The sequence below is a fragment of the Hymenobacter sp. ISL-91 genome (genome assembly GCF_018613725.1).
GTDB lineage: Bacteria > Bacteroidota > Bacteroidia > Cytophagales > Hymenobacteraceae > Hymenobacter.
Genome location: NZ_JAGGPS010000029.1, coordinates 1 through 20,519, shown reverse-complemented (window position 1 = coordinate 20,519; position 20,519 = coordinate 1). Strand labels below are relative to the sequence as shown.

The following is a 20,519-nucleotide window of genomic DNA, read 5'->3' as shown; positions in this document are numbered from 1 at the left end:
CAGGGAATGTCGGTAGTGAAAGCGCCCCGAACCGGCCAGCGGCCGGGCGCTACCCTATTGACCCGCTCTGGAGCCGAATCCCTTAAGCCTGGGCCGATTATCTGGCGGGATTATCTGCTACCCGTCACAATTACCTCATCCACCATCAAAAAAGCCGCCCCGCCGGCCCCCGGGTGGCCGGGCGGGCACACGCCCACGTTGGCGGCTTCCACCCGCACAAAACGCGCCCCGGCCGTTGGCACCGCCGCCCGGTACGTCCGCCGCACCGGCCCTACCAGCGTCAGCGGCTCGGTGGTTTGCTGCTCAATGGCCGGCCCAAACGTGCGCCCGTCGGCCGAGAAGCGGAAGCGCACGGTGCGGGGCAGGAAAACCCAGGAGTTCCAGTCCTGCAGAAAGGCCACCGTTACGCTGTCGACGCCACGGCCGGCTTCCCCAAGGGCTAGCGTAGCCCCAAAATCCGTGCGCTCAAAGCCCTGCCAGGCTCCGTCGCGGTAGTCGGCGCTGCCTAGGCGGCCATCGGTGAGGGCATTAGGCCCGCCACCTGAGTAAGCCGGATGGAAGGGTGCGGCCAACTGCACCGGCCGGCCCAGCGCCGCATGGGGCCGGAGGCGCACGGCCGGCAGCTCGGCCAGCGGCCGGCCGGCGCGGGCCGCCAGCACCCGCAGCCGCGTGGGCCGCGCAATCAGCAGCGGCTCTGAGTAGAGGGGCGAAGTTAGCGTTGGCGGAGTGCCATCAAGCGTGTAGTGCAGCTCGATATCGGGGCCACCGGCTGCCAGGGCCGCTTGCAGGCCGCCAGGTGCCGGGGTGGTCGTCACGCTCAGAGGCCGGGTCTCGAAGCCCACCTGCACGCCCTGGACGGCCAGCCACGGGTAGTGCTGCCGGGCGCGAGCCCGAAAAGCTGGGTAGGTGGTAACGGGTTGCGGGCCACGCCAGAGCACTTCGGCCAGCGCCAGCAGCCGCGGGAAAAGCGCCTGCTCCATTTGGGCGGGCGTGCGGAGGCGCTCGGTCCAGAGGGCCGCCTCGCCGCCCAGCACCCGGCTTCGCTCGGCGGCGGTCGGGCCGGCCGGGGTGGGGTTGAACTGATACGCTTGGGGCAGGTCGATGATGACCGTGTTCTTATCAAAATAGGTAAAGCTGCTGGGCGAACTGATGGCCGAATGGCCGGCCCGCACCGCCGCCGCCGCCGGGGTCAGCCCGTGCCAGGCCTGCACCACCGTACCGGCCGGCAGGCGGCTTCCCTCCTGCCCTTGTAGCCCCAGCGCCTCATCCCAGACAATGGGCCGGCGGCCCCGCGCCGCCAGCAGTCCCGCCACCTGCCGCAAAAAATATGTCTGCAACTCGTGCTCCGAGTGCAGGTTCTCGCGGCGCATCAGGGCCTGGCAGCGCGGGCACTCGCGCCAGCGGACGGTGGGGGTTTCGTCGCCGCCCACGTGCACGAACTTGCCCGGAAATAGGTCCATTACCTCACCCAGCACGTCGGCCGCGAATTCGTAGGTGCGCGGGTTGCCCACGCACAGCACGTCCTCGTGTACGCCCCAATCGGTAGCCACCGGCCCCGGCCGGCCGGTACACGAGAGTTCGGGGTAGGCGGCCAGCGCCGCCCGCACGTGGCCGGGCATATCAATTTCGGGCACCAGCTCGATGTGGCACTTTCGGGCCTGGGCGACCAATTCGCGCACTTTGGCCGCCGTGTAGAAGCCGCCGTAGCGCTGCCCGGTCGAATCGGTGCGCCAGGCGCCGACGGTGTTCAGGCGGGGCCAGCGGGCGGGGGCGGGCAGGCGCCAGCCCTGGTCGTCGGTGAGGTGTAGGTGCAGCCGGTTGAGCTTGTAGGCGGCCAGCACATCGAGGTAGCGCAGCAGCTGGGGCTGGGGCAGAAAGTGCCGGCTCACATCCAGCAGCAGCCCGCGCCAGGCGTAAGCGGGCCGGTCCTCAATCTGCACGCCCGGCACCGCAACCGGCCCGCTGGCCCCTATTGCCAATGCCGCGGGCAGCAGCTGCCGTAGCGTCTGGACGCCGTTGTGCAGCCCCGTCGCCGTTGAAGCTCGCAGATGAATGCCTGCTGGCCCCACCCACAACGTGTACTGTTCGCGCAACGAGTCAGGTACTGGTGTGGCATCAATGGTTAGGTGGACTCCAGCAAGCGTGGTGTCGGCGCTGCTGTGCAGGCGGCCCGTAGCCAAACCGCGCTGGTGCAGCCAGATGGCCAGCTCTTGGCCTACCGCTCTTGCGCTGCTATCGGCCGTAGGGCCTGTGAGGTAGAGCCGGGTGCGCGATGTGAGCGTGAAGCCGGGGCCACCAAAAGCTACGGCGCGCGGCTGGGGTAGGAGCGCCGGTGGCTCTTTGACTCGCGCTAGATTTTCGGACAAATGCGCCGTCGGCCGCCCACACCCCAGCAGCCCGACCAGTGTTAGCAGCCAGAACACTAAAACTGATAAGCGGCCAGGCGTCATAGAAGAAACAATATGGGCGAGGTAGGGAGCGAGGCTTGTCCCCGCCCGCCCGCCCGCCCCGGAACGAAACCAAACGTTATCGTGCAACGGCGGGCGAGGGGCAAGCCCCGCCCCTACACGTTCATCCTTACTTCACCAGATGCGGGCGCACCAGCTCGGTCCACAGCTCGTAGGCCGGGCGGGTGGTGTGCAGACTATCGCCCTGGTAGAAAGCGGGCCTGGGGCGGCCGTTAGGGCCCAACAGCGGCGTGCTCACGTCTACGAAATCGACGTTGCGGTGCCAGCGGGCGTAGCGCCGAATGCGGCGGTTGGCCTGCTGCATGAACGGGTACTGGGCCCAACGGGCGGGGCTGGGCTTTATGCTCAGGTAAGTGAGCTGGGTGCCGGGCAAGGTGCGGCGCAGCTGCCGGGCGAAGGTGCGGAATGAGTCGAACACATGGGCCGGCGCGTAGCCGGCGGCAATGTCGTTGTCGCCGGCATACAGCACCACCTGGCGCGGGCGGTAGGGCGGCACCAGCCGGTCGAAGTAGTAGTTCACATCGGTGAGGCGCGCTCCGCCGAAGCCGCGGTTGATCACGGGCCAGCCGGCAAAATCGGCGGCCAGCGTGCGCCAGCCCCGCACCGACGAGCTGCCCACGAACACGATGGGCCGGGCCGGGGGCGGCGTCAGGCTATCCTGGCGGGCGAAGGCGGATATTTCGGCAGTCCACACCTCGGGCTTAAAGGGCTTGGGCGGATTGGGCAGGCCGGGCACGGACTGGGCCAACGCAAGAGGGGCGGCTGCCAGTCCGAGCAGGGCAAGTAGCACACTCCTATGCAGGTAGTTCATCATACCAATGGAAGGAGAAAGATATGCTGGGTGAATAGTACCCGTTTGTTTATACTAAACGCTGTAGGGGCGGGGCTTGTCCCCGCCCGCCGTTGAACAGTTCTTGTGGGAATCGTTCAACGGCGGGCGGGGGCAAGCCCCGCCCCTACGCCGGGCTGGCAGCCCGAGCAAATACGGTTACTGCTTGTCCCACCAGATGCGGGTCGTCATCAGGTCGGGGCCCTGGCGGGCAATGGCCTCCTGGTAGCTTTCGGGATTTTGCAGGGCCTCGGTGCTGGGGTAGCGCATGCGGCGCGGCACCTGGCCCTCGGTTTCGCCCTGGTTCGGAATCTGCTGCAGCACCGGGAAGCCCGTGCGGCGGTACTCGGCGTAGGCCTCGAAACCGTTGTGGCCGAACAGTGAGAGCCATTTCTGGGTGCTGATCTGCTCCTGGGCTTTGGCGGGGTTGAACTTCACAAGGGGCCCGTTGAGGTAGGCCGTAATAGCTGCCTGGTCGGTGATGCCGGCCAGCGCCATTGCCTCGCGCACGCCGGTTTCGTACCAGCTCTGGGCTGTGCCTTCGCTGCTCCAGCCGCGCAGTACGGCCTCGGCCCGCAGGAAACACACCTCGGCGTAGGTCAGCAGGTTCTGGTCGTTGGTGCGGTCCTTGTAGCGGGCGCCGCCCTGCGAGAAGTTCGAGGGGTTGTACTGGGGCTGGGCCAGCTGCGTGGCCGACAGGCCGTTGGGCAGGCCCACCCGAGCCGGATTGCTGCTCGATACGGGGTCGGCAAACACGTCCAGGCGCGGGTCGTCGAAGCGAGTCAGGTAGTCGACTACGGTGGCGCTGATGCGGCTGTCGGCGAAGTTGAGCACCACAGCCAGCGGGTTCTGATTGATGCGGATGCTGCCGCCGGTGTTCTTCATGATGGCCGACTCGGCGTTGTTGCGCATCACACCAGCAGCCAGCGCGTCGCGCACCTGCTGCTCGGCCAAAGCCGGGTTGGCCTTGCTCATGCGCATGGCCACCCGCAGGCGCAGCGAGTTGCCGAAGCGGCGCCAGCGGTTGTTTACGGCCGCTAAGCCGGTGCTGGCTGCGTGCGAGCCAGTGTTGCCAAACAGCAAATCGGCCTGCCCAAAGTTGCCGCGCTTGGTGTCGTCGATGGCCGCTACCGACTCCTTCAGTTCATTTATAAAATCCTCATAAATAGCCTGCTGCGGATCGTAGGCGGGCCGAACTATTCCTTCGGTTACCCCCTTAAAAGCCTGCGAGTAGGGCATATCGCCCCAGTAATCGGTCATGCGCTGGAACAGGAACACACGCCAGATGCGCGCTTCGCTCAGCTTATTCACTTCCTCGGGCGAATCCTGCACAATGCGGATGGCCTGCTGCAGGTCCATGCCGTAGCCGGCATAGAAGTTGTTCCAGAACGTGCCTGCCCAACCTAAATTACTCTCGTAGCGGTCGGTCTGAAAAGCGGCTGTGGAGTTGGCAAAGAACTGTACCCACATGTTGGCGTGCAGGTGCTCGCCCAGCTGCTCATCGTTGTCGTAGAGGGTGCCGTACTTGAGGGCTCGCGAAAACAGCAGGTTGGCCGGTACGTCTACGGCCTTGGTAGGGTCGGTATTGATATCCTCGAAGCGGTCGGTGCAGGCGGGCACCGTCAGTAGCAGGCCCAGGCCCAGCAGCCAGGCGGCGGCCGGACGGCGGCCCAGAGCGGCCAGTGAAAAGCGGGAATTCGGCTTCATACAAATAGCGGCAGGGCCGGATTAGAATTCGAGGTTGAGGTTGTAGCCCAGGCTGCGGCTATTGGGGTAGCCGCCCGACTCCAGGCCCTGGGCCCGGCTCAGGTTGTAGCCCGACTCGGGGTCGAAGCCCCGGGTGTCGCGCCGCAAGAAAGCCAGGTTGCGGCCCACAATCGAGACGCTGGCCCCGCGGATGAACTTGGTCTTGGCCAGCAGCGAGGAAGGCAGGCGGTAACCCAGGGCCACTTCGCGCAGCTTAATGAAGGTGGCGTCGTACACGAACGGCTGCGATACCGTAGCCAAACGCGCCCAGTACGACTCCGGGTTCACGAAGCCCGACTTGGGCGTGAAGGTGCCGTCGGCGTTTTTCACCACGCCCTCCACAAACACGCCGCCGGTGGGCGTCCAGTTGCCGGGCGTCTGGTTGGCCGCCAGGCGGGCCGCCTCCGAGGCGTACCAACCCTCGCGGCCTTCCAGCGTCTGCGCGGCATTGCCGCGCACCGAGGCCACCTGCTGCGACACCGAGTAAATCTGGCCGCCCCAGCGGGCATCGAGCAGCACATTCAGGTTGAAGCCTTTGTAGCTGAAATTGTTGCTCAGGCCCCCAAACCAATCGGGCTGGAAGTTGCCGAGCTTGTTGTTGTTGCTGGTGGAAGCCAGCGGGAAGCCGTTGGCGTCGAGAATCAGCTGGCCCGACTCGGGCTCGCGCTGCAGCACGGTGCCGAAAATGTCGCCGAAGGGCTTGCCCACGGCCGCCACTACCGACACGTTGTTGTTCTCGTTGCCCAGGAAGTACGACACGCCGCCCTCGTTGAGCCGCACCACCTTCGACTGGTTTTTGGCCCAGTTGGCCGTCAGGTCCCAGCGGAAGCCGTTCTCCAGCTTTACCGGCGTTACCAGGCCGATAATCTCGATGCCCTGGTTCTGGATGTCGCCGGCGTTAATAAGCTGCGAGCGGAAGCCCGAGGCCGCCGACACACCAATGTTGGTTATCTGGTTGAATGTGTTGGTGCGGTACACCGTTACGTCGAGGCCGGCGCGGTCCTTGAAAAAGCGCATCTCCGAGCCAAACTCAATCGAGCGGGTGGTCTGGGGCTTCAGGTTGATGGTCGGCAGCTGGTCCTGCAGGTTGGCAAAGGCCTGGCCCAGGTGCGAGTTGCCCACGCCCGGGGCATTCGAAATGCCCGAACCCAGGTCGTAAAGCGTCCGCAGCTCGTAGGGGCCGGCGCCCTTGCCCACGCGGGCCCACGAGGCGCGCAGCTTGCCCAGGCTCAGCACCGGCGAATCGAGCTTGAGCAAATCGGTATAAGCCACGGCCAGCGAAACGCTGGGGTACTGGTACGAGTTGCCATCCAGCGGCAGCGTCGAGTCCCAGTCGTTGCGGAAGGTACCTTCCAGGAACACGGCGTTGCGGTAGTTGAGCTGCGCCCGCCCGAAAAGCGACTGCACCTCGTTCCGCTCGAAATTGTAGATGGGCACCTTGGCCGCCCCGTTGTCGATGGTGAACAGATTGGGCACGTTCAGGCCCTGGGTGGAGGCGCCCACCTGCTCGTTGCGGCGCTGCAGCAGGTTGCCGAAGGCCTGCACGGTCAGCTCCAGGTCCTCATTCAGGTTGCGTGTGCCGCTCAGGATGAAGTCCATGTTGTTCTCCTTTACCCTAAACGTGCGCTCCGACAGGCCGCCGCGGTCGGGCACGGCCGTCGTGTTCCAGCTGGTCCAGGAGGCGTAGCGGTAGCCCGAACGCGAGGTGTAGAAGTCGGTACCGGCACGCACCTGCAGCCACAGCCAGGGCAGGAAATCATAGCGGATGGCCACCGAGCCGTTCACGCGGTCCTGGCTGACTTCGTTGGTGTTGAGGTAGGCGGCCCAGAACGGGTTCTGGCGCTGAGTGCCCGAGGCCAGCACGCCGGCCGCCAGCTGGGTGTTGCGGTTCCAGAGCACTGGCTGCAGCGTTGCCGGGTCGCGGTAGTTGCGCAAATCGTCCAGGTAAATGCTGCGCGGCATGTACAGGAACTGCGTCATCACGTTATCGGGGCTGGCCCCGAGCGTGGGCCGGTTGAAGGTACGCGAGTAGGTGTAGTTGAGCTTAGTGTCGACCGAGAGCTTGCTGCCCAGCACTGTGGTGCCGCGCAGCGCCACATTATTGCGCGTGAGGCTGCTGTTAGGGTAAGTGCCGCGGTTGCGCAAGTCGCTCAGCGACACCCGTAGCGTCGATTTTTCGGTGCCCCCCGTCAGGGCTACCGTGTTGGAGGTAGTGTAGCCGGTCTGGAAAAAGTCCTTAATGTTATCGGGTTGGGGGCTGAAAGGCTTGATGTCGCCATTCCAGTGCTTGGCCAGTTGCCCATCCATGCGGGGCCCCCAGCTGCCGATGTTTTCCAGTGCCTCCTGAATCTGGGGCACGCCCTCGGGCGTGAGCAGGGGCTGGCCGGCCAAGTTGCTTAAAAAGCGGCCCTGCGTGCCCTGCCCATACTCGTTCTGGTAGTCGGTCAGTACCTGGGCCCGGTCGAAAGTCGTGTTCGAGTTCACCGATACGCCCAGACCCTGGTTTTTACGGCCCTTTTTGGTAGTCACAATCAGCACGCCGTTGGCGGCGCGGTTGCCGTACAGGGCCGCCGCGTTGCCGCCCTTCAGCACCGAAATGCTCTCGATGTCTTCGGGGTTGATAGTCGACAGGCCGTCGCCCGAGTCGAAGCCGCCCGAGCGGCTGGCTTGCTGCAGGTTGGTGTTGTCGATGGGCACACCATCGACCACTACCAGCGGGCGGCTGTCGCGGTTGAGCGAAGTATAACCCCGGATGATGATGTTGGTGGAACCGGCTGGCCCCGAGCCGTTGCGGCTGATTTGCACGCCGGCCAGCTTGCCGCTGAGCGAGTTGATGATGTTGGGTTCGCGAGCCACTACCACTTGTTCGGCCTGGATATCCTGCACCGAATAGCCCAGCGACTTACGCTGCCGCTCCAGGCCGTAGCCCGTTACAACTACCTCCGACAGCGTTTTGGTGTCGGCAATCAGTACTACGTTTACCGTCGAGCCGGTTCCCAGTGCTACTTCCTGGCCTATGTAACCCAGGTAGCTAAAGGTCAGCGCCGTTACGCCATCGGGCACTTCGAGCGTGAAGAAGCCCTCGGCGTTGGTGGCCGTACCCACCGTGGTGCCTTTGGCCACCACGTTCACGCCCGGCAGCGGGCCGCCCCCGTCGCCGGCCGTTACCGTACCACTGATGGTGCGCGCCACGGCCGCTAACTGCGGCACGGTGCTGGCTGGCACCAGGCCGCCGTTCAGGGCCACCAGCGTGCTGCCGGCCGCGACCGGTACGGCCCCGGCCGCCGCGCCGGTGCGGCGGTTGGTGAGGATAATCTGCTGGCCCACGATGCGGAAGTCCATGCCCAGCGGCCGCAACACCTGCTCCAGAGCCGTTTCCAGCGGCACATTGGTCAGGTTCACGGTCTGGCGCAGCTGCTTATCGAGGCGGTTGTCGCTGTAGATAAACACGTAGCTGCTCTGGCGCTCAATTTCGCGCAGTAAATAGGTAGCATCCTTATTTTGGGCGCGCAGCGTGATGGTGGTGCCCGCCTTCACGGGCGCGGCCTGCAACTGCTGGCCAATGCCGGTGCTCAGGTTGGCCAGCAGCAGCGAGCCGGCTACCAGCAGCGCCCGGCCGGCGGAGGTGCGGGCTGGGCCCCAGTGTAAACGGGAAACCGGAAGTAGCCTTTTATGCATGAGAAGTGGGAATTAGGCAGGCAAGTGGGAAATAAAGAGCATGCCGCCCGGGCCAATCGGAAGGCCCGGCCGGCGTCAGATAAGTGGGCGCCCCCCGGCTGGCTCGGCGTCGCAGCCGGCACCTTTAATGGTGAGCATCTGGTTGCGGAGTTCAAAGTTGAAGGCCCGCGTCATTTCAATCAGGCGCAGCACCTCGGGCAACGACTGGTCTTTGAAGCGGCCGGTGAGGCGGCAGTTGCGCAGGCGCTCATCGGCGAAGCGCACCTGCACGTTATATTGGCGTTCGAGGGTTTTGGCTACTTCGGCCAGCGGTGCGGCTTCAAACACGAGCAGGCGGCGGTTCCAGGCCGCGTAGTCGCGCCCATTCACCTGCTCTACGCGCAGTTCGCGGCTGGTCTTGGAGTACACCACCTTCTGGTCGGGCACCACGTACACCGTATCGAGCGTAGCGGCGGGCGCCGCCGGAGCCGCCGCCCGGATGAAGGCCACCCGACCCGTTACCACGGCCGTTTCCACCGCCTCGTCCTCCTGGTAAGCCTTTACGTTGAACGAGGTGCCCAGCACGCGCACCTGGTTGGGGCCTACATGAATAATGAAGGGCATCTGCTCGTTACGCTTCACGTCGAAGAAGGCTTCCCCTTCCAGGTACACCTCACGCCGGGCGCCGCGGAAAGCCGTTGGGAAGCGCAGGCGGCTGTCGGCGTTCAGCCACACCGAAGTACCATCAGGCAGCAGCACCTCCGATTTGGTACCGCGCGGGTTCGTGCGCTCCTCGTAACTGATGGCGCCGGTAGCAGCCGGCGAGGCCTGATAATGCTGGTAGGCTGCGCCGCCTGCCAGCAGTCCGGCCACCGAGGCTGCGGCCAGCCACACCCGCCGCCAGCGCGAAGGGGCCACGGCTGGCGGCGCAGCGGCAGCTGGGTCAGTAGCTAGGTAAGGGCCGCGCAAAGCGGTTTGATAGGCGCTGGTTTCGTTAGCGCTAAGCTGGTCGGCCTCATCGAGACGGGCCAGCAGTTGGTCGAAGGCGCGGGCAGTAGCGGCGGGCGCGGCGGCCGGCTGGGGGCCGTGCCAAAACAGGCGCAGCTCGTTGTAAATCAAGCACTCCTCTTCCGATGCCTGGGCCAGCCAGGCGTGCAGCACCTCGCGCTCCACTTCCGAGAGTTCTCCGGCGAATTCTTTCCCGATAAGGTCGTACAGTTCGGAAATCTCCATTCCGCGGTTTTGGCTCAGATGACGTGTTTTCTTTCTAGACACGGGCGCAACACTTATCCCTTAAATTTTTTCCCGAAAAATAGGCACGCCAGCCCGCACGCGGCCGGCTAGCTGGCTACAAAAACCCACAAGCCAGAAAGCCGGGCCTGCTTCCTGCCAGGCAGGAAGCAGGCCCGGCTTTGAGCGCCGCAGCCAAAAAGCAGAGTTTTAGCCAACCAGCCCTCCGGCCAGCAACAGGGGTACCAGCGCCTGGGCCAGCCGCAGCGTACGGGTTGCGCCGGGCCGGCCGGCGGCCAGATGAGCCTGCAAATCGGCGCTTATTTTTTTTATGGCAATGCCAATCTGCACCTCAATAGTTTTCACCGAAATGCCCAGAATCTCGGCTACCTGCTTGTACTTGAGGCCATCCTCGCGGATCAGCTTAAAAATGATTTTGCACTGGGGGGGCAGCTTTTCCACGGCCCGATGAATCTCGGCCTGCAGCTCCGATACGAGCAGGGTGCGCTCGGGCGTGAGGGTTTCCACCGTCAGGTGGGCTGGCAAATCGTCGAGGGCCACGGTGGGCTGGTTTTCGGCTTTCTGCAGGTAGTTAAGCGACTGATTTTTGATGGATATGTAGAGGTAGCTGTCCAGGTTTTTTACCTCTGGCAGCGTTGCGCGCTTCTGCCATATTTTGAAGAACACATCCGACACCACCTCCTCCGCCAATTCCCGCGACTTCACGTAGAGCAGCGAGAACTTCAGCAGCCGCGGATGGTAGAAATTGAACAGCTCGCCGAAGGCCCGCCGGTCGTCGGCAGTAGCAATCCGGTGAACTAGAAGGGCAGTTGGCGGGAGGGCAGCTTCCATCAGAATCGTTTTGCTAAAAGTGCCGGTTCTGTTCGAACAAAGCAAGTATTTCCACTTGAAGGCCTGTTATTTTGCGATTTTCCAAAATAAAATCCAGTTTTTCCCACTTAATACGCCACCAAATTAGCCCTCTTCTACTTTCAGCTTAATATTATCAATAATCTATATTAACCGCAAATAAGTGCGGCCAGCCATTTAGCAGGCACCTGGCAGTCGGGCTTAAGGGAAGCCGGAGGGAAACAGGTCTTGACGGTGGTAATGGATGCGTGCGGAGTCTGCATTTGGCATCAAAGACGCAGCCGGGCCTACCACCCCTTAAGCCGTTCTAACATTTTCCCGGTTGATTTCCGCGCAGTGCCCGGGCTGCTTTTTCCTGCTATGCAACCTCTTTCTCCCGACCGGCTCTGGGCTACCCTGCACCACGGCCTCATCGTTTCCTGTCAGGCCGAAGGCGATTCGCCCTTTAACACCCCCGAGGGAGTGGCTTTGTTTGCCCGCGCCGCTGCCCAGGGCGGTGCCGTAGGTATCCGCTCCGAAGGGCTCGAAAAAACCCGCCGCATCCTGGCCGAAGTCTCGTTGCCGGTAATCGGGCTGCTGAAATCGTCGTTCCCGGATGGCTCGGTGTGCATTACCGGTACGCTGGCCGGCGTGCGCGAGCTGGCCGCGCTGGGTTGCGCCGTGGTGGCTATTGATGGCACCGCCCGCCGCCGCGAGGGCCTCACGGGCCCCGAGTTTATTGCTCGGGTAAAAGCCGAAGTAGGCTGCCTGGTGATGGCCGACATTGCTACCGTGGCCGAGGGAGAAGCCTGCGCCACTGCCGGGGCCGACTGCCTCTCTACCACGCTCAGCGGCTACACGCCCGAAACGGCGGCCCACAAAACCGCCGGCCCCGACCTGGAGCTGTTGCGGCAGCTGGTGGGGCGGGTGCGCGTACCGGTACTAGCCGAGGGCCGCTTCAATACGCCCGCCGACGCGGCGCTGGCCCGGCAGGCCGGCGCCTGGGCCGTAGTGGCCGGCTCGGCCATTACCCGGCCCGCCCTCATCACCGAATGGTACGTGCAGGCGTTGCAAGGCGCCGAAGGCGAGTAGCGACATTGCACACCGCAGCTCGTTGTTGAACAGCGCCCTCAGCAGCAAGGAGACGCAAATTCTTGCGTCTTTCCGACTGTTCCGCTTAGCCCGTAGCCCCATCTTTTAAGGGCAGAGCCGACAAAGCAGGTCTATTGAGCTAACCCTTCGTTTCTCCCTTCTTCCGCTTTTCCTGCGCGCTTCGGATGCAGACACTCCAACTGGTGGCCCTGGTGGGCATTTTCGTGCTGATGGCGCTGCTCATGTTTCTGCGCAAGCTGCCTGCCTTGCTCGCCCTGCCCCTGATGGCCGTGCTGATTGCCCTGGTCGGCGGCATCGGCCTGCCCGACGTGCTGGAGCACGTTATCGGAGCCGGGGCCGTGAAGCTACATGTGGCCTACACGGTAGCCCTGTTCGGCAGCATGCTGAGCGTGATTCTGCAGAAAACGCGGGTCGTGGAGAGCTTCGTCAAGAAAGGCGCCGAGCTGTCGGGCGACAACCCCTGGCTGATTGCGGTGAGCATGCTGGCCATTATTGCGCTGCTGTTCACCACCGTTACGGGTTTGGGGGCCATTATTATGGTGGCTACTATCGTGCTGCCCATCCTTTCATCGGTGGGCATTAGCGGGCTGGCGACGGTGGGTATTTTCCTGTTCGGGCTCAGTATTGGCGGCACACTCAACGCCACCAATTGGGCCGTGTACGTGAGCGTGCTGGGCCTGGAGCTGGAGCAGGTACGGCCCTTCGCGCTGCTGATGTTTGCCGTGAGCACCACCGCCGCGCTGGTCTACATCACCTGGCAGCTGCACCGCGACGGGCAGGATTTAAACCTGCGCCGCATCATCGTCACTAGCAGCGTGCTGCTACTCGTTGCGGCGGGCCTGGCCGTGGGCTACTCCTACGGCCTTCCCGATGCTACCCGGCAGCAAATCGACGCTCTGGCCGGGCAGGTGGGCACCGCTCTTAAGTGGGCGGCGGCGGCGGGCATGCTAGCGTTGGCCTTGCTGGTATCGGTACGGGCCGTGCTGCGCAAAAACGCCCCGGCTGGCACCACCGAAGTACACTGGTCGGCCTACTTCGCGCCACTCGTGCCGCTGCTACTGATTCTGCTGTTCGGGGTGAATTTCATTGCCGCTTTTGTGCTGGGGCTGCTGTATGCGTTTGCCAGCACCTACCGTCGCGGCAGCCTTAATGTGCTGACGCAGGCCGTGCTGGAAGGCGGGGCCGTGGTGATGCCGGCCGTGGTGCTCATGTTCGGCATCGGGATGCTGCTGGTGGCCATTATGGGCCCCGGCACCCCGCTGCCCAACTACCCAAATGGCTGGCCGGTGCTGGGGCTGCTGCGGCCACTGTTGCAATTCGTGCTGCCCCACTACGGCTGGTCTTACCTGCTGATTTTCACGCTGGCCGCACCACTGGCCCTGTACCGCGGCCCGCTCAACGTGTGGGGCATGGGCTACGGCCTAGCAGCCGTGTTCCTGGCCTCGGGTTTCAACCCACTAGCCATTATGGGCCTGCTAATGGCCGTGGGTCCTATCCAAAGCATTAGCGACCCGACAAACACCCAAAACGTGTGGCTGGCCAACGAAATGCGGGTTGATGTGCAGAAAGTGCTCTGGAACACGCTGCCTTACACCTGGGTGCTGGCCTTCGCCGGCCTGCTGCTGGCCGCGCTCATGTTCATGTAATTAGCTGTTAGCTGAAAAACGGAAAGCTGTCAGCTAACAGCTTAAATTCAAAAACTATGCGTTTTACGCCTCTTCCCCACGCCACCCAGCTGCGGCCTCATTCGGTGGCCCCGGGTACGGCGGCCTTGCCCCATGTACAGGTGCGCTGGCAGCTGTCGGCTGAGGGCTGGTTTGCGGCTACCTTCCGCGTGACGCGCCCCATGGGGGCCGCCTGCTGGAACTGCAACCCCGATTTTTCGCGCACTGATTACCGGGAGAATTGGGGCCTGTGGGAGCACGATGTAGTAGAACTGTTTCTGCAGCCCCGACCCCACCCCGAAGCTCAATCGGGACCTTACCTGGAGGTACAGATTTCGCCGTTGGGGCAGCCGTTCGCCCTGTGGGTAGAGGAACCGGCCCGCCGGTTCGCGCCGCCCGCCAAGTTGGCTTTCACCAAGGAAGTTTTGCTGGAGCCCGATGCCTGGCAAACCCGCCTGAGCGTGCGCATCCCTGATTATGAGCCCGGCGCGCTGCTGTTCGGCAACCTCACAGCCTGCCTCGGCCCGGCACAGGCACGCGGTTTCTGGGGCTTGGCGCTAAACGCCGAAAGTACTCCCGATTTCCACCGCCCCGCCGACTTTGTGCAGCTGATTTAAGCCTTACCAGCTTAAGTCAATAACTGCATCACAAAGCTCAGGCAATACAAATTCACCTTACTTGGTTCAAGCAAGCACCTGTAGTTATTTAAGGGTTGAGTTTTTCAGCTCTGAACTAACTATCGGAAAGCACCCTAATGCTAGCCATCCAGCAGGTTGCTGTTAAAGCTGAGTAGCTTCTAACTAATGCCGAGTTCGGTGGCTGGCATCTTACCCTTACCAATTTCTGACCCGATGGCTTACCTGACTGCCCCCGTCAAATCCCGGCTGAACCTGCTGGAAGAAACGCGCTTCGAAAAGCAGCCCGTGCGCGTGTTCGCCAGCGCCGCACAGGCCTCGGTGCAGGTGGCGGCGCGCATTGCCGATCTGATCCGGCGCAAGCAGGCCGCCGGCCAGCCGGCCGTGCTGGGGCTGGCCACAGGCGCCACGCCCGTGCAGGTGTACGCCGAGCTGGTGCGCCTGCACAAGGAAGAGGGGCTCAGCTTTGCCAACGTCGTCACCTTCAACCTCGACGAGTACTACCCGATGGCGCCCACCGCGCCCCAGAGCTACGTGATGTTTATGCACGAGCACCTGTTCGACCATATTGACATTCGATCCGAAAACATCCACATCCCCGACGGCACGCTGGCCCCCGAAGACGTAGCCGACTTCTGCCTGCGCTACGAGCAGCAGATTGAAGAAGCGGGTGGGCTGGATTTGCAGCTGCTCGGCATCGGCCGCACGGGCCACGTGGGCTTCAACGAGCCCGGCTCAGCCCCCAACTCGGGCACGCGCCTGGTCACGCTCGACGATCTGACGCGCCGCGACGCCTCCCGCGAGTTCGGGGGCAAAGAGAACGTGCCGCGCAAGGCCATCACCATGGGCATCGGCACTATTTTTAAGGCGCGCGAGCTAGTGCTGCTGGCCTGGAGCGGCAAGAAGGCTTCCATTGTCAAGAAGGCCGTGGAGGGCGACGTGTCGGGCGAGGTGCCAGCCACCTACCTGCAGCTGGCGGGCAACGTGGAGTTCGTGCTCGATGAGGCCGCCGCCGCCGAGCTCACGCGCTTCGATACGCCCTGGCTGGTGAAGGACTGCGTGTGGAGCGAGCAGCTGATCAAGAAGGCCGTTATCTGGCTGTCCAATACACTGGGCAAGCCCATCCTCAAGCTCACCGAAGAAGACTACAACACCAACGGCATGGCCGAGCTGGTCACCGAGCGGGGTCCGGCCTACGACATCAACATTGCCATCTTCAACCAGCTGCAGCACACAATTACGGGCTGGCCCGGCGGCAAGCCCGGCGCCGACGACGCGCAGCGCCCCGAGCGGGCGCTGCCCGAAAAAAAGCGCAGCCTCATCTTTTCGCCCCACCCCGACGACGACGTCATTTCGATGGGCGGCACCTTTATCCGCCTCATCGACCAGGGCCACGACGTGCACGTGGCCTACCAGACCAGCGGCAACACGGCCGTGTGGGACGACGACGTGCTGCGCTACATGGAATTCGCCATTGACCTGGAGCGCAGCCTGGGCCGCGACGGCCAGGAGCTGCTGCGCGTGTACGAGCAGATGCGCGCCTTTATCGCCCGCAAGCAGCCCAACGAGGTCGACCCGCAGGAGATTCGCAACGTCAAGAGCTACATCCGCAAGAGCGAGGCCATTGCCGGGGCCCGTTACGCTGGCCTGCCCGACCGCCACATCCACTTCCAGGCCCTGCCGTTTTATGAGTCGGGCAAGACGGTGAAGCACCCGGTAACCGACGACGACATTGCGCTGACCATGCAGCTGTTGCAGCAGATTAAGCCGCACCAGGTGTTTCTGGCCGGCGACTTTGCCGACCCCAACGGTACGCACATCGTCTGTTTCAACATTGTGGCCGAGGCGCTGCGCCGGCTGAAAGCGAGCGAGGAGTGGGTAGCCGACTGCTGGGTGTGGCTGTATCGCGGGGCCTGGCACGAGTTTCCGGTGCACGAGATTGAAATGGCCGTGCCCCTGTCGCCGCAGGAGGTACTGCGCAAGCGCAACGCCATCTTCAAGCACCAGAGCCAGAAGGACACGCCCGTTTTCCCCGGCGACGATGCGCGCGAGTTCTGGGTGCGCGCCGAGCACCGCAACCACGAAACGGCCCGGCAGTACCTGCGCCTGGGCATGGCCAACTACGAGGCCATGGAGGCCTTCGTCCGCTGGCGCTTTTAGGCTTGTCAAGCTATGTCAGGAATGTGTAATCGTTTGCATATTCTTATCGAAAACTCTGTGTGGCCTCATAAATAAGCCTGGTTATTTCGAGCCGGCTACCCCAGGGCAGCCGGCTCTTCTGTTGTCGCTATGGCCGGCACACTATGGCAGCTTGGTGTACTTTTGCTTCGTGTCTGCTGCTTCTCCATCTGCCCTGCATGTTCTGCACCTGCCCAAGTGGTACCCGCACCGCTACGACGACCAGGATGGCGACTTTGTAGCCCGGCACGTAGCCGCCATTGCCGCCACCGATACGCCCGAACAGCCTTTGCGGAGCGCAGTGGTATTTGCGGCTGTGGCCCGGGGGCCGCTGTCCGGCATCATTGAAAGTGAAGTGGACCTGAGCGGCCCGGTGCCTACCTGGCGCTACTACTACCGTGCCCGCCTCACGGGCCTGGCCCCGCTGGATAAGCTGCTGAAGCTGGGGCTATGGCTGGTGTGTATGGGCAAGGGCTGGCGGGCCGTGTGCCGGCACTGGCAGGGCCAGCGGCCCGATGTGGTGCATGCGCATATTATGCTGCGCACCGCGGCGCTGGCACTGGCGCTGAAATGGCGCTACCGGATTCCGTACCTGATTACCGAAAACTGGACTGCGTTTCTGCCTGTCAATGCCCATCGGCTCAGCTGGTGGCGCGGCTGGCTGGCCGGGCAGCTGGTGAGCCGAGCAGCCGCCTTCACCCCCGTTTCCGACGACTTAAAACGGGCCCTGGAACGCCTGGGCGGCCGGGCCCGGCAAACCGTTATCATCCCCAACGTAGTGGATACCGACCGGTTCGGGCTGCCCGCCGAGGCTGGCCAGCGCCGGGGCCTGCTGAACGTAGCCGCTTTCAACGAGCAGGCCAAAAACCTGAGCGGCACGCTGCGCACCGTGGCCCGGCTGCATACCGACCATCCCGCGCTACACCTGCATCTGCGCATTGCCGGCTACGGTCCGGCCGAGGCGCAGATGCACCAACTGGCCGCCGAGCTGGGTTTGCTGGCCGATGGCACAGTGGAGTTTCTGGGCAAGCTAACCTCGGAGCAGGTGGCCGCCGAAATGCGTCGGGCCAAGGCCTTCGTGCTGTTTTCAAACTATGAAAACCTGCCCTGCGTGCTGATTGAGGCTCAAGCCAGCGGCCTGCCCGCCGTGGCTACCCGCGTGAACGGCGTGCCCGAGCTGCTACCACCCGATGGCTCGGCCGGCCGGCTGGTGGAGCCCGGCGACGAGCAGGCGCTTTATGCTGCTTTGCTGGAAGTGCTGCAGGCGCCGGTCGGTCATTTCAACGAGCAGCAGATGCGCACCACGGCCCTGGCCCGCTTCAGTTACCCGGCCGTGGGTGCTGCCTTCCGGCAGGTATACGGGTCGGTGGTTAGTGGCTAGGGTTGAGTTGCTGACTGATTTCGTTCTACTTTTCGTCGGTTTCGTTAGTCTTCCTGCCTAAATGCTGCGCCGAGTCGTTCAGAATTTTACCACCCGCCTGGCCGCGGCCCTGCTCAGCTTTGGGGTAGTATGGCTGACGGCCCGCTACCTGGGGGCCGCGGGCCGGGGCGCAATCAGCCTGTTCGTAACCGATTGCGCGGCCATCCTGCTGTTCATCGGGCTACTAGGGGGCTCCTCACTGATTTACCTAGCCCCGCGCCGCAACCTCTGGCACCTGCTGCTGCCGGCCTATGCCTGGGCGACGCTGGTATGCGCAGCTGGCACAGGCCTAGTGGCCCTGCTGCGGCAGCCGGAACCCTCGTACCTGCTGCATTTAGGCGCCTTAAGCCTGCTACAGGCCTTCTTCTCAATAAATACGACCCTGTTGCTGGGCCGCCGCCGCGAATCCACATACAACCTGCTCACCCTGACCCAGGCAGCCCTGTTGGCCGGTGCGTTGCTGCTGGCCTTTTGGCTCGGCGGGCGCTGGGTTTCCGTTGAAGCTTATTACTATGCTGCTTACCTGGCCTTCGGGCTACCGCTGCTGCTGAGCTTGGTACCACTGCTGCGCCTGCCCGACCCGCGCCGTCGCCACGGCCGCCGCCTGCGGGCCACCACCCGCGAACTGGCCCGCCACAGCCGGGGGGCGCACTTCTCCAATGTGCTGGCCTTCGCCAACTACCGCCTTGGCTACTACTTTGTGGCCTATTTCGCCGATGCCCGGGCCGTGGGTGTTCTTTCGGTGGGCGTGGCCCTGATGGAAGCCATCTGGCTGATTCCGCGCAGTGCGGCGCTGGTACAGTACGTCGACCTGGTGAACACGCCCGGTGGAAACCTGTTGCCCGAATCGGCATTGCGGGTGGGCCGGCTGGCAGTTTTGGGCACGGCCGCGGCCGTGCTGGTACTGATAGCGGTGCCACCTGCTATGTTAACAGCCATATTCGGCCGCGAATTCGGGCCCGCGCAAACAGTGATGCGGCTGCTGGCCCCGGGGGTCATCATCATGGCCATCCAGATGCTGATTAGCAGTTACTTCAGTGGCCGGACTCAGTATCGCATCAACAATACGGCCGCCTTGGTAGGTCTGGCCCTGACTCTGGCCGGGGGCCTGCTAATGATTCCGCGCCTGGGTATTGAGGGGGCAGCACTGGCCTCCACCCTCTCCTACACGGCCTCCACGGCCTATCTGCTCTGGCACTTCCACCGGGTTACCGGGCAAGGCCCCAGTTCTTTTTTACCCGGCCCCGCCGATGCGGCCCACGCCTGGCAACTGCTGCGCCGCCGCTAAAAACGGACACTTCAAACTGACGGTAAACCAGCCGCAATTCAACAGCCTTAGCTGATAGGAACTTTGCGCAAAATGGCCTCAATCATATCCTGGGTCCGGATGCCGTCGGCCTCGGCTTCGTAGTTGAGCAGGATGCGGTGGTTGAGCACGTCGGCGGCCACGTCCTTGATGTCTTCGGGCAGCACGTAGTCGCGCTCGTCGAGGAAGGCTACGGCCTTGGCGGCGCGGTGCAGGGCAATACTGGCCCGGGGGCTCACGCCAAACTGCAGGTACTGCTGGAACTCGGGCAAATCGTATTCGGACGGCTTGCGGGTGGCAAACACGAGTTCGATAATATACTTCTCCAGCGTCTCCGAAATCTGTACCTGATTGATCTGGTGGCGAATACCGAAAATATCATCGCGCGTGAGCACCGGGCGCACGTCATCCATGTAGCTTAGGTTGGCCATACGGCGCATTACCTCCAGCTCGTCGGCTTTCTTCAGGTAATCAACGTGCACTTTCAGCATAAACCGGTCGACCTGGGCCTCGGGCAACGGGTAGGTTCCCTCCTGCTCCACCGGGTTCTGGGTGGCCAGCACCAGGAACGGCAAATCGAGCGGGTAAGTGGTTTCGCCGATTGTCACCTGCTTTTCCTGCATGGCCTCCAGCAAGGCACTCTGCACTTTGGCCGGCGAGCGGTTCACCTCATCAGCCAGCACCAGGTTGGCGAAAATCGGCCCCTTTTTCACCTCAAACTCCGAGCGGCTCTGGTTGTAGATCATGGTGCCCACCAAATCGGAAGGCAGCAAATCGGGCGTGAACTGCACCCGTTGGAAGTGCAGGTGCAGCACCTTGGCCAACGTGCTTATGGTAAGGGTTTTGGCCAGCCCCGGCACGCCTTCCAGCAGCACGTGCCCGCCGGTAAACAGCCCAATCAGCAGCCGGTTCACCATGTATTGCTGGCCCACTACCACCTTGCTCATCTCGGCAAAGGCCTGCTTTATTTTCTGCTGATAATCGTTAGGGGAAAGCATAGCGGAGGGCATAAGCACAGGGTAGCAAGCGGAAGTCGAGGCCTTAAAGGTAGAAATTTGCCTTTGTTCAGGGGCTATTCGCTCTACATAGTGCGGGTCTGTTAGTCCAGTAAACAAAAAAGCAGCCCCGCATTTGCGAAGCTGCCTTTACCTTGTACCAGAGACGGGACTCGAACCCGTAAGCCACTGAAGGCAAGTGAGTTTAAGTCACTCGTGTATACCATTCCACCACTCCGGCTTACTATATTTGCTGGTTTTTGCCACGGTAGTTCTTAGTCTGAGCGTGACAGTTTGGACAAAGTACCTGCAAGTTAGCAATCCAATGGTCATTATTGATACCATTCTTGTGGTGAAGCTCTAGGAACTGTTCTCAATTAAGTGGCTGTTCATCGTCTATGAATGCAGACCGCACGCTACTGACGGATA

The 20,519-nt window shown here is 63.0% G+C and carries 13 protein-coding genes and 1 tRNA gene; 6 read left to right on the top strand and 8 right to left on the bottom strand.

The window, feature by feature from the left end:
• Nucleotides 1-110 precede the first annotated feature (110 nt).
• The 6 genes from J7E24_RS12520 to J7E24_RS12495 all read right to left on the bottom strand — a co-directional run bounded on the left by J7E24_RS12520 (nt 111) and on the right by J7E24_RS12495 (nt 10,782).
• Nucleotides 111-2,366 carry a beta-N-acetylhexosaminidase gene (locus J7E24_RS12520; RefSeq protein ID WP_215138497.1) on the bottom strand — a complete coding sequence of 752 codons (2,256 nt, stop codon included), beginning with the start codon at nt 2,364-2,366 and terminating at the stop codon, nt 111-113.
• A gap of 211 nt (nt 2,367-2,577) precedes the next feature.
• On the bottom strand, nt 2,578-3,282 hold the full coding sequence (locus tag J7E24_RS12515) for an SGNH/GDSL hydrolase family protein (RefSeq protein ID WP_215138496.1): 705 nt from the start codon (nt 3,280-3,282) through the stop codon (nt 2,578-2,580).
• A 174-nt stretch (nt 3,283-3,456) separates the two neighbouring features.
• Nucleotides 3,457-5,004, bottom strand: a complete 1,548-nt coding sequence (locus J7E24_RS12510) for a SusD/RagB family nutrient-binding outer membrane lipoprotein (protein ID WP_215138495.1) — start codon at nt 5,002-5,004, stop codon at nt 3,457-3,459.
• A 21-nt stretch (nt 5,005-5,025) separates the two neighbouring features.
• Nucleotides 5,026-8,721 carry a SusC/RagA family TonB-linked outer membrane protein gene (locus J7E24_RS12505; protein ID WP_215138494.1) on the bottom strand — a complete coding sequence of 1,232 codons (3,696 nt, stop codon included), beginning with the start codon at nt 8,719-8,721 and terminating at the stop codon, nt 5,026-5,028.
• 75 nt (nt 8,722-8,796) lie between these two features.
• The gene (locus J7E24_RS12500) at nt 8,797-9,933 is read right to left on the bottom strand and encodes a FecR family protein (protein WP_215138493.1); all 1,137 of its coding nucleotides are present in this window, start codon (nt 9,931-9,933) and stop codon (nt 8,797-8,799) included.
• Nucleotides 9,934-10,140: 207 nt separating this feature from the next.
• Nucleotides 10,141-10,782: an RNA polymerase sigma-70 factor gene (locus J7E24_RS12495; protein WP_215138492.1), complete on the bottom strand. Its 642-nt coding sequence runs from the start codon at nt 10,780-10,782 to the stop codon at nt 10,141-10,143.
• Between the two features lie 378 nt (nt 10,783-11,160).
• Here J7E24_RS12495 and J7E24_RS12490 point away from each other — a divergent pair, with 378 nt between their 5' ends.
• From J7E24_RS12490 to J7E24_RS12465, 6 genes are all read left to right on the top strand, one after another.
• On the top strand, nt 11,161-11,871 hold the full coding sequence (locus tag J7E24_RS12490) for an N-acetylmannosamine-6-phosphate 2-epimerase (protein WP_215138491.1): 711 nt from the start codon (nt 11,161-11,163) through the stop codon (nt 11,869-11,871).
• Nucleotides 11,872-12,056: 185 nt separating this feature from the next.
• On the top strand, nt 12,057-13,538 hold the full coding sequence (locus J7E24_RS12485) for a hypothetical protein (protein WP_215138490.1): 1,482 nt from the start codon (nt 12,057-12,059) through the stop codon (nt 13,536-13,538).
• A 56-nt stretch (nt 13,539-13,594) separates the two neighbouring features.
• Entirely contained in the window at nt 13,595-14,173 is a 579-nt protein-coding gene (locus J7E24_RS12480) for a hypothetical protein (RefSeq protein WP_215138489.1), read from the top strand.
• A gap of 234 nt (nt 14,174-14,407) precedes the next feature.
• On the top strand, nt 14,408-16,351 hold the full coding sequence (nagB, locus tag J7E24_RS12475; RefSeq protein ID WP_215138488.1) for a glucosamine-6-phosphate deaminase: 1,944 nt from the start codon (nt 14,408-14,410) through the stop codon (nt 16,349-16,351).
• Between the two features lie 169 nt (nt 16,352-16,520).
• Nucleotides 16,521-17,750: a glycosyltransferase gene (locus J7E24_RS12470; RefSeq protein WP_215138487.1), complete on the top strand. Its 1,230-nt coding sequence runs from the start codon at nt 16,521-16,523 to the stop codon at nt 17,748-17,750.
• A 61-nt stretch (nt 17,751-17,811) separates the two neighbouring features.
• A complete protein-coding gene (locus J7E24_RS12465) occupies nt 17,812-19,077 on the top strand; it encodes a lipopolysaccharide biosynthesis protein (RefSeq protein WP_215138486.1) in 1,266 nt (421 codons plus the stop codon).
• Between the two features lie 47 nt (nt 19,078-19,124).
• Here the strand turns inward: J7E24_RS12465 and J7E24_RS12460 are convergent, their stop codons facing one another.
• Both J7E24_RS12460 and J7E24_RS12455 read right to left on the bottom strand, forming a co-directional pair.
• The gene (locus J7E24_RS12460; RefSeq protein WP_215138485.1) at nt 19,125-20,093 is read right to left on the bottom strand and encodes an AAA family ATPase; all 969 of its coding nucleotides are present in this window, start codon (nt 20,091-20,093) and stop codon (nt 19,125-19,127) included.
• Nucleotides 20,094-20,248: 155 nt separating this feature from the next.
• Nucleotides 20,249-20,331: transfer RNA gene (locus J7E24_RS12455), tRNA-Leu, on the bottom strand.
• Between the last annotated feature and the right edge of the window lie 188 nt (nt 20,332-20,519).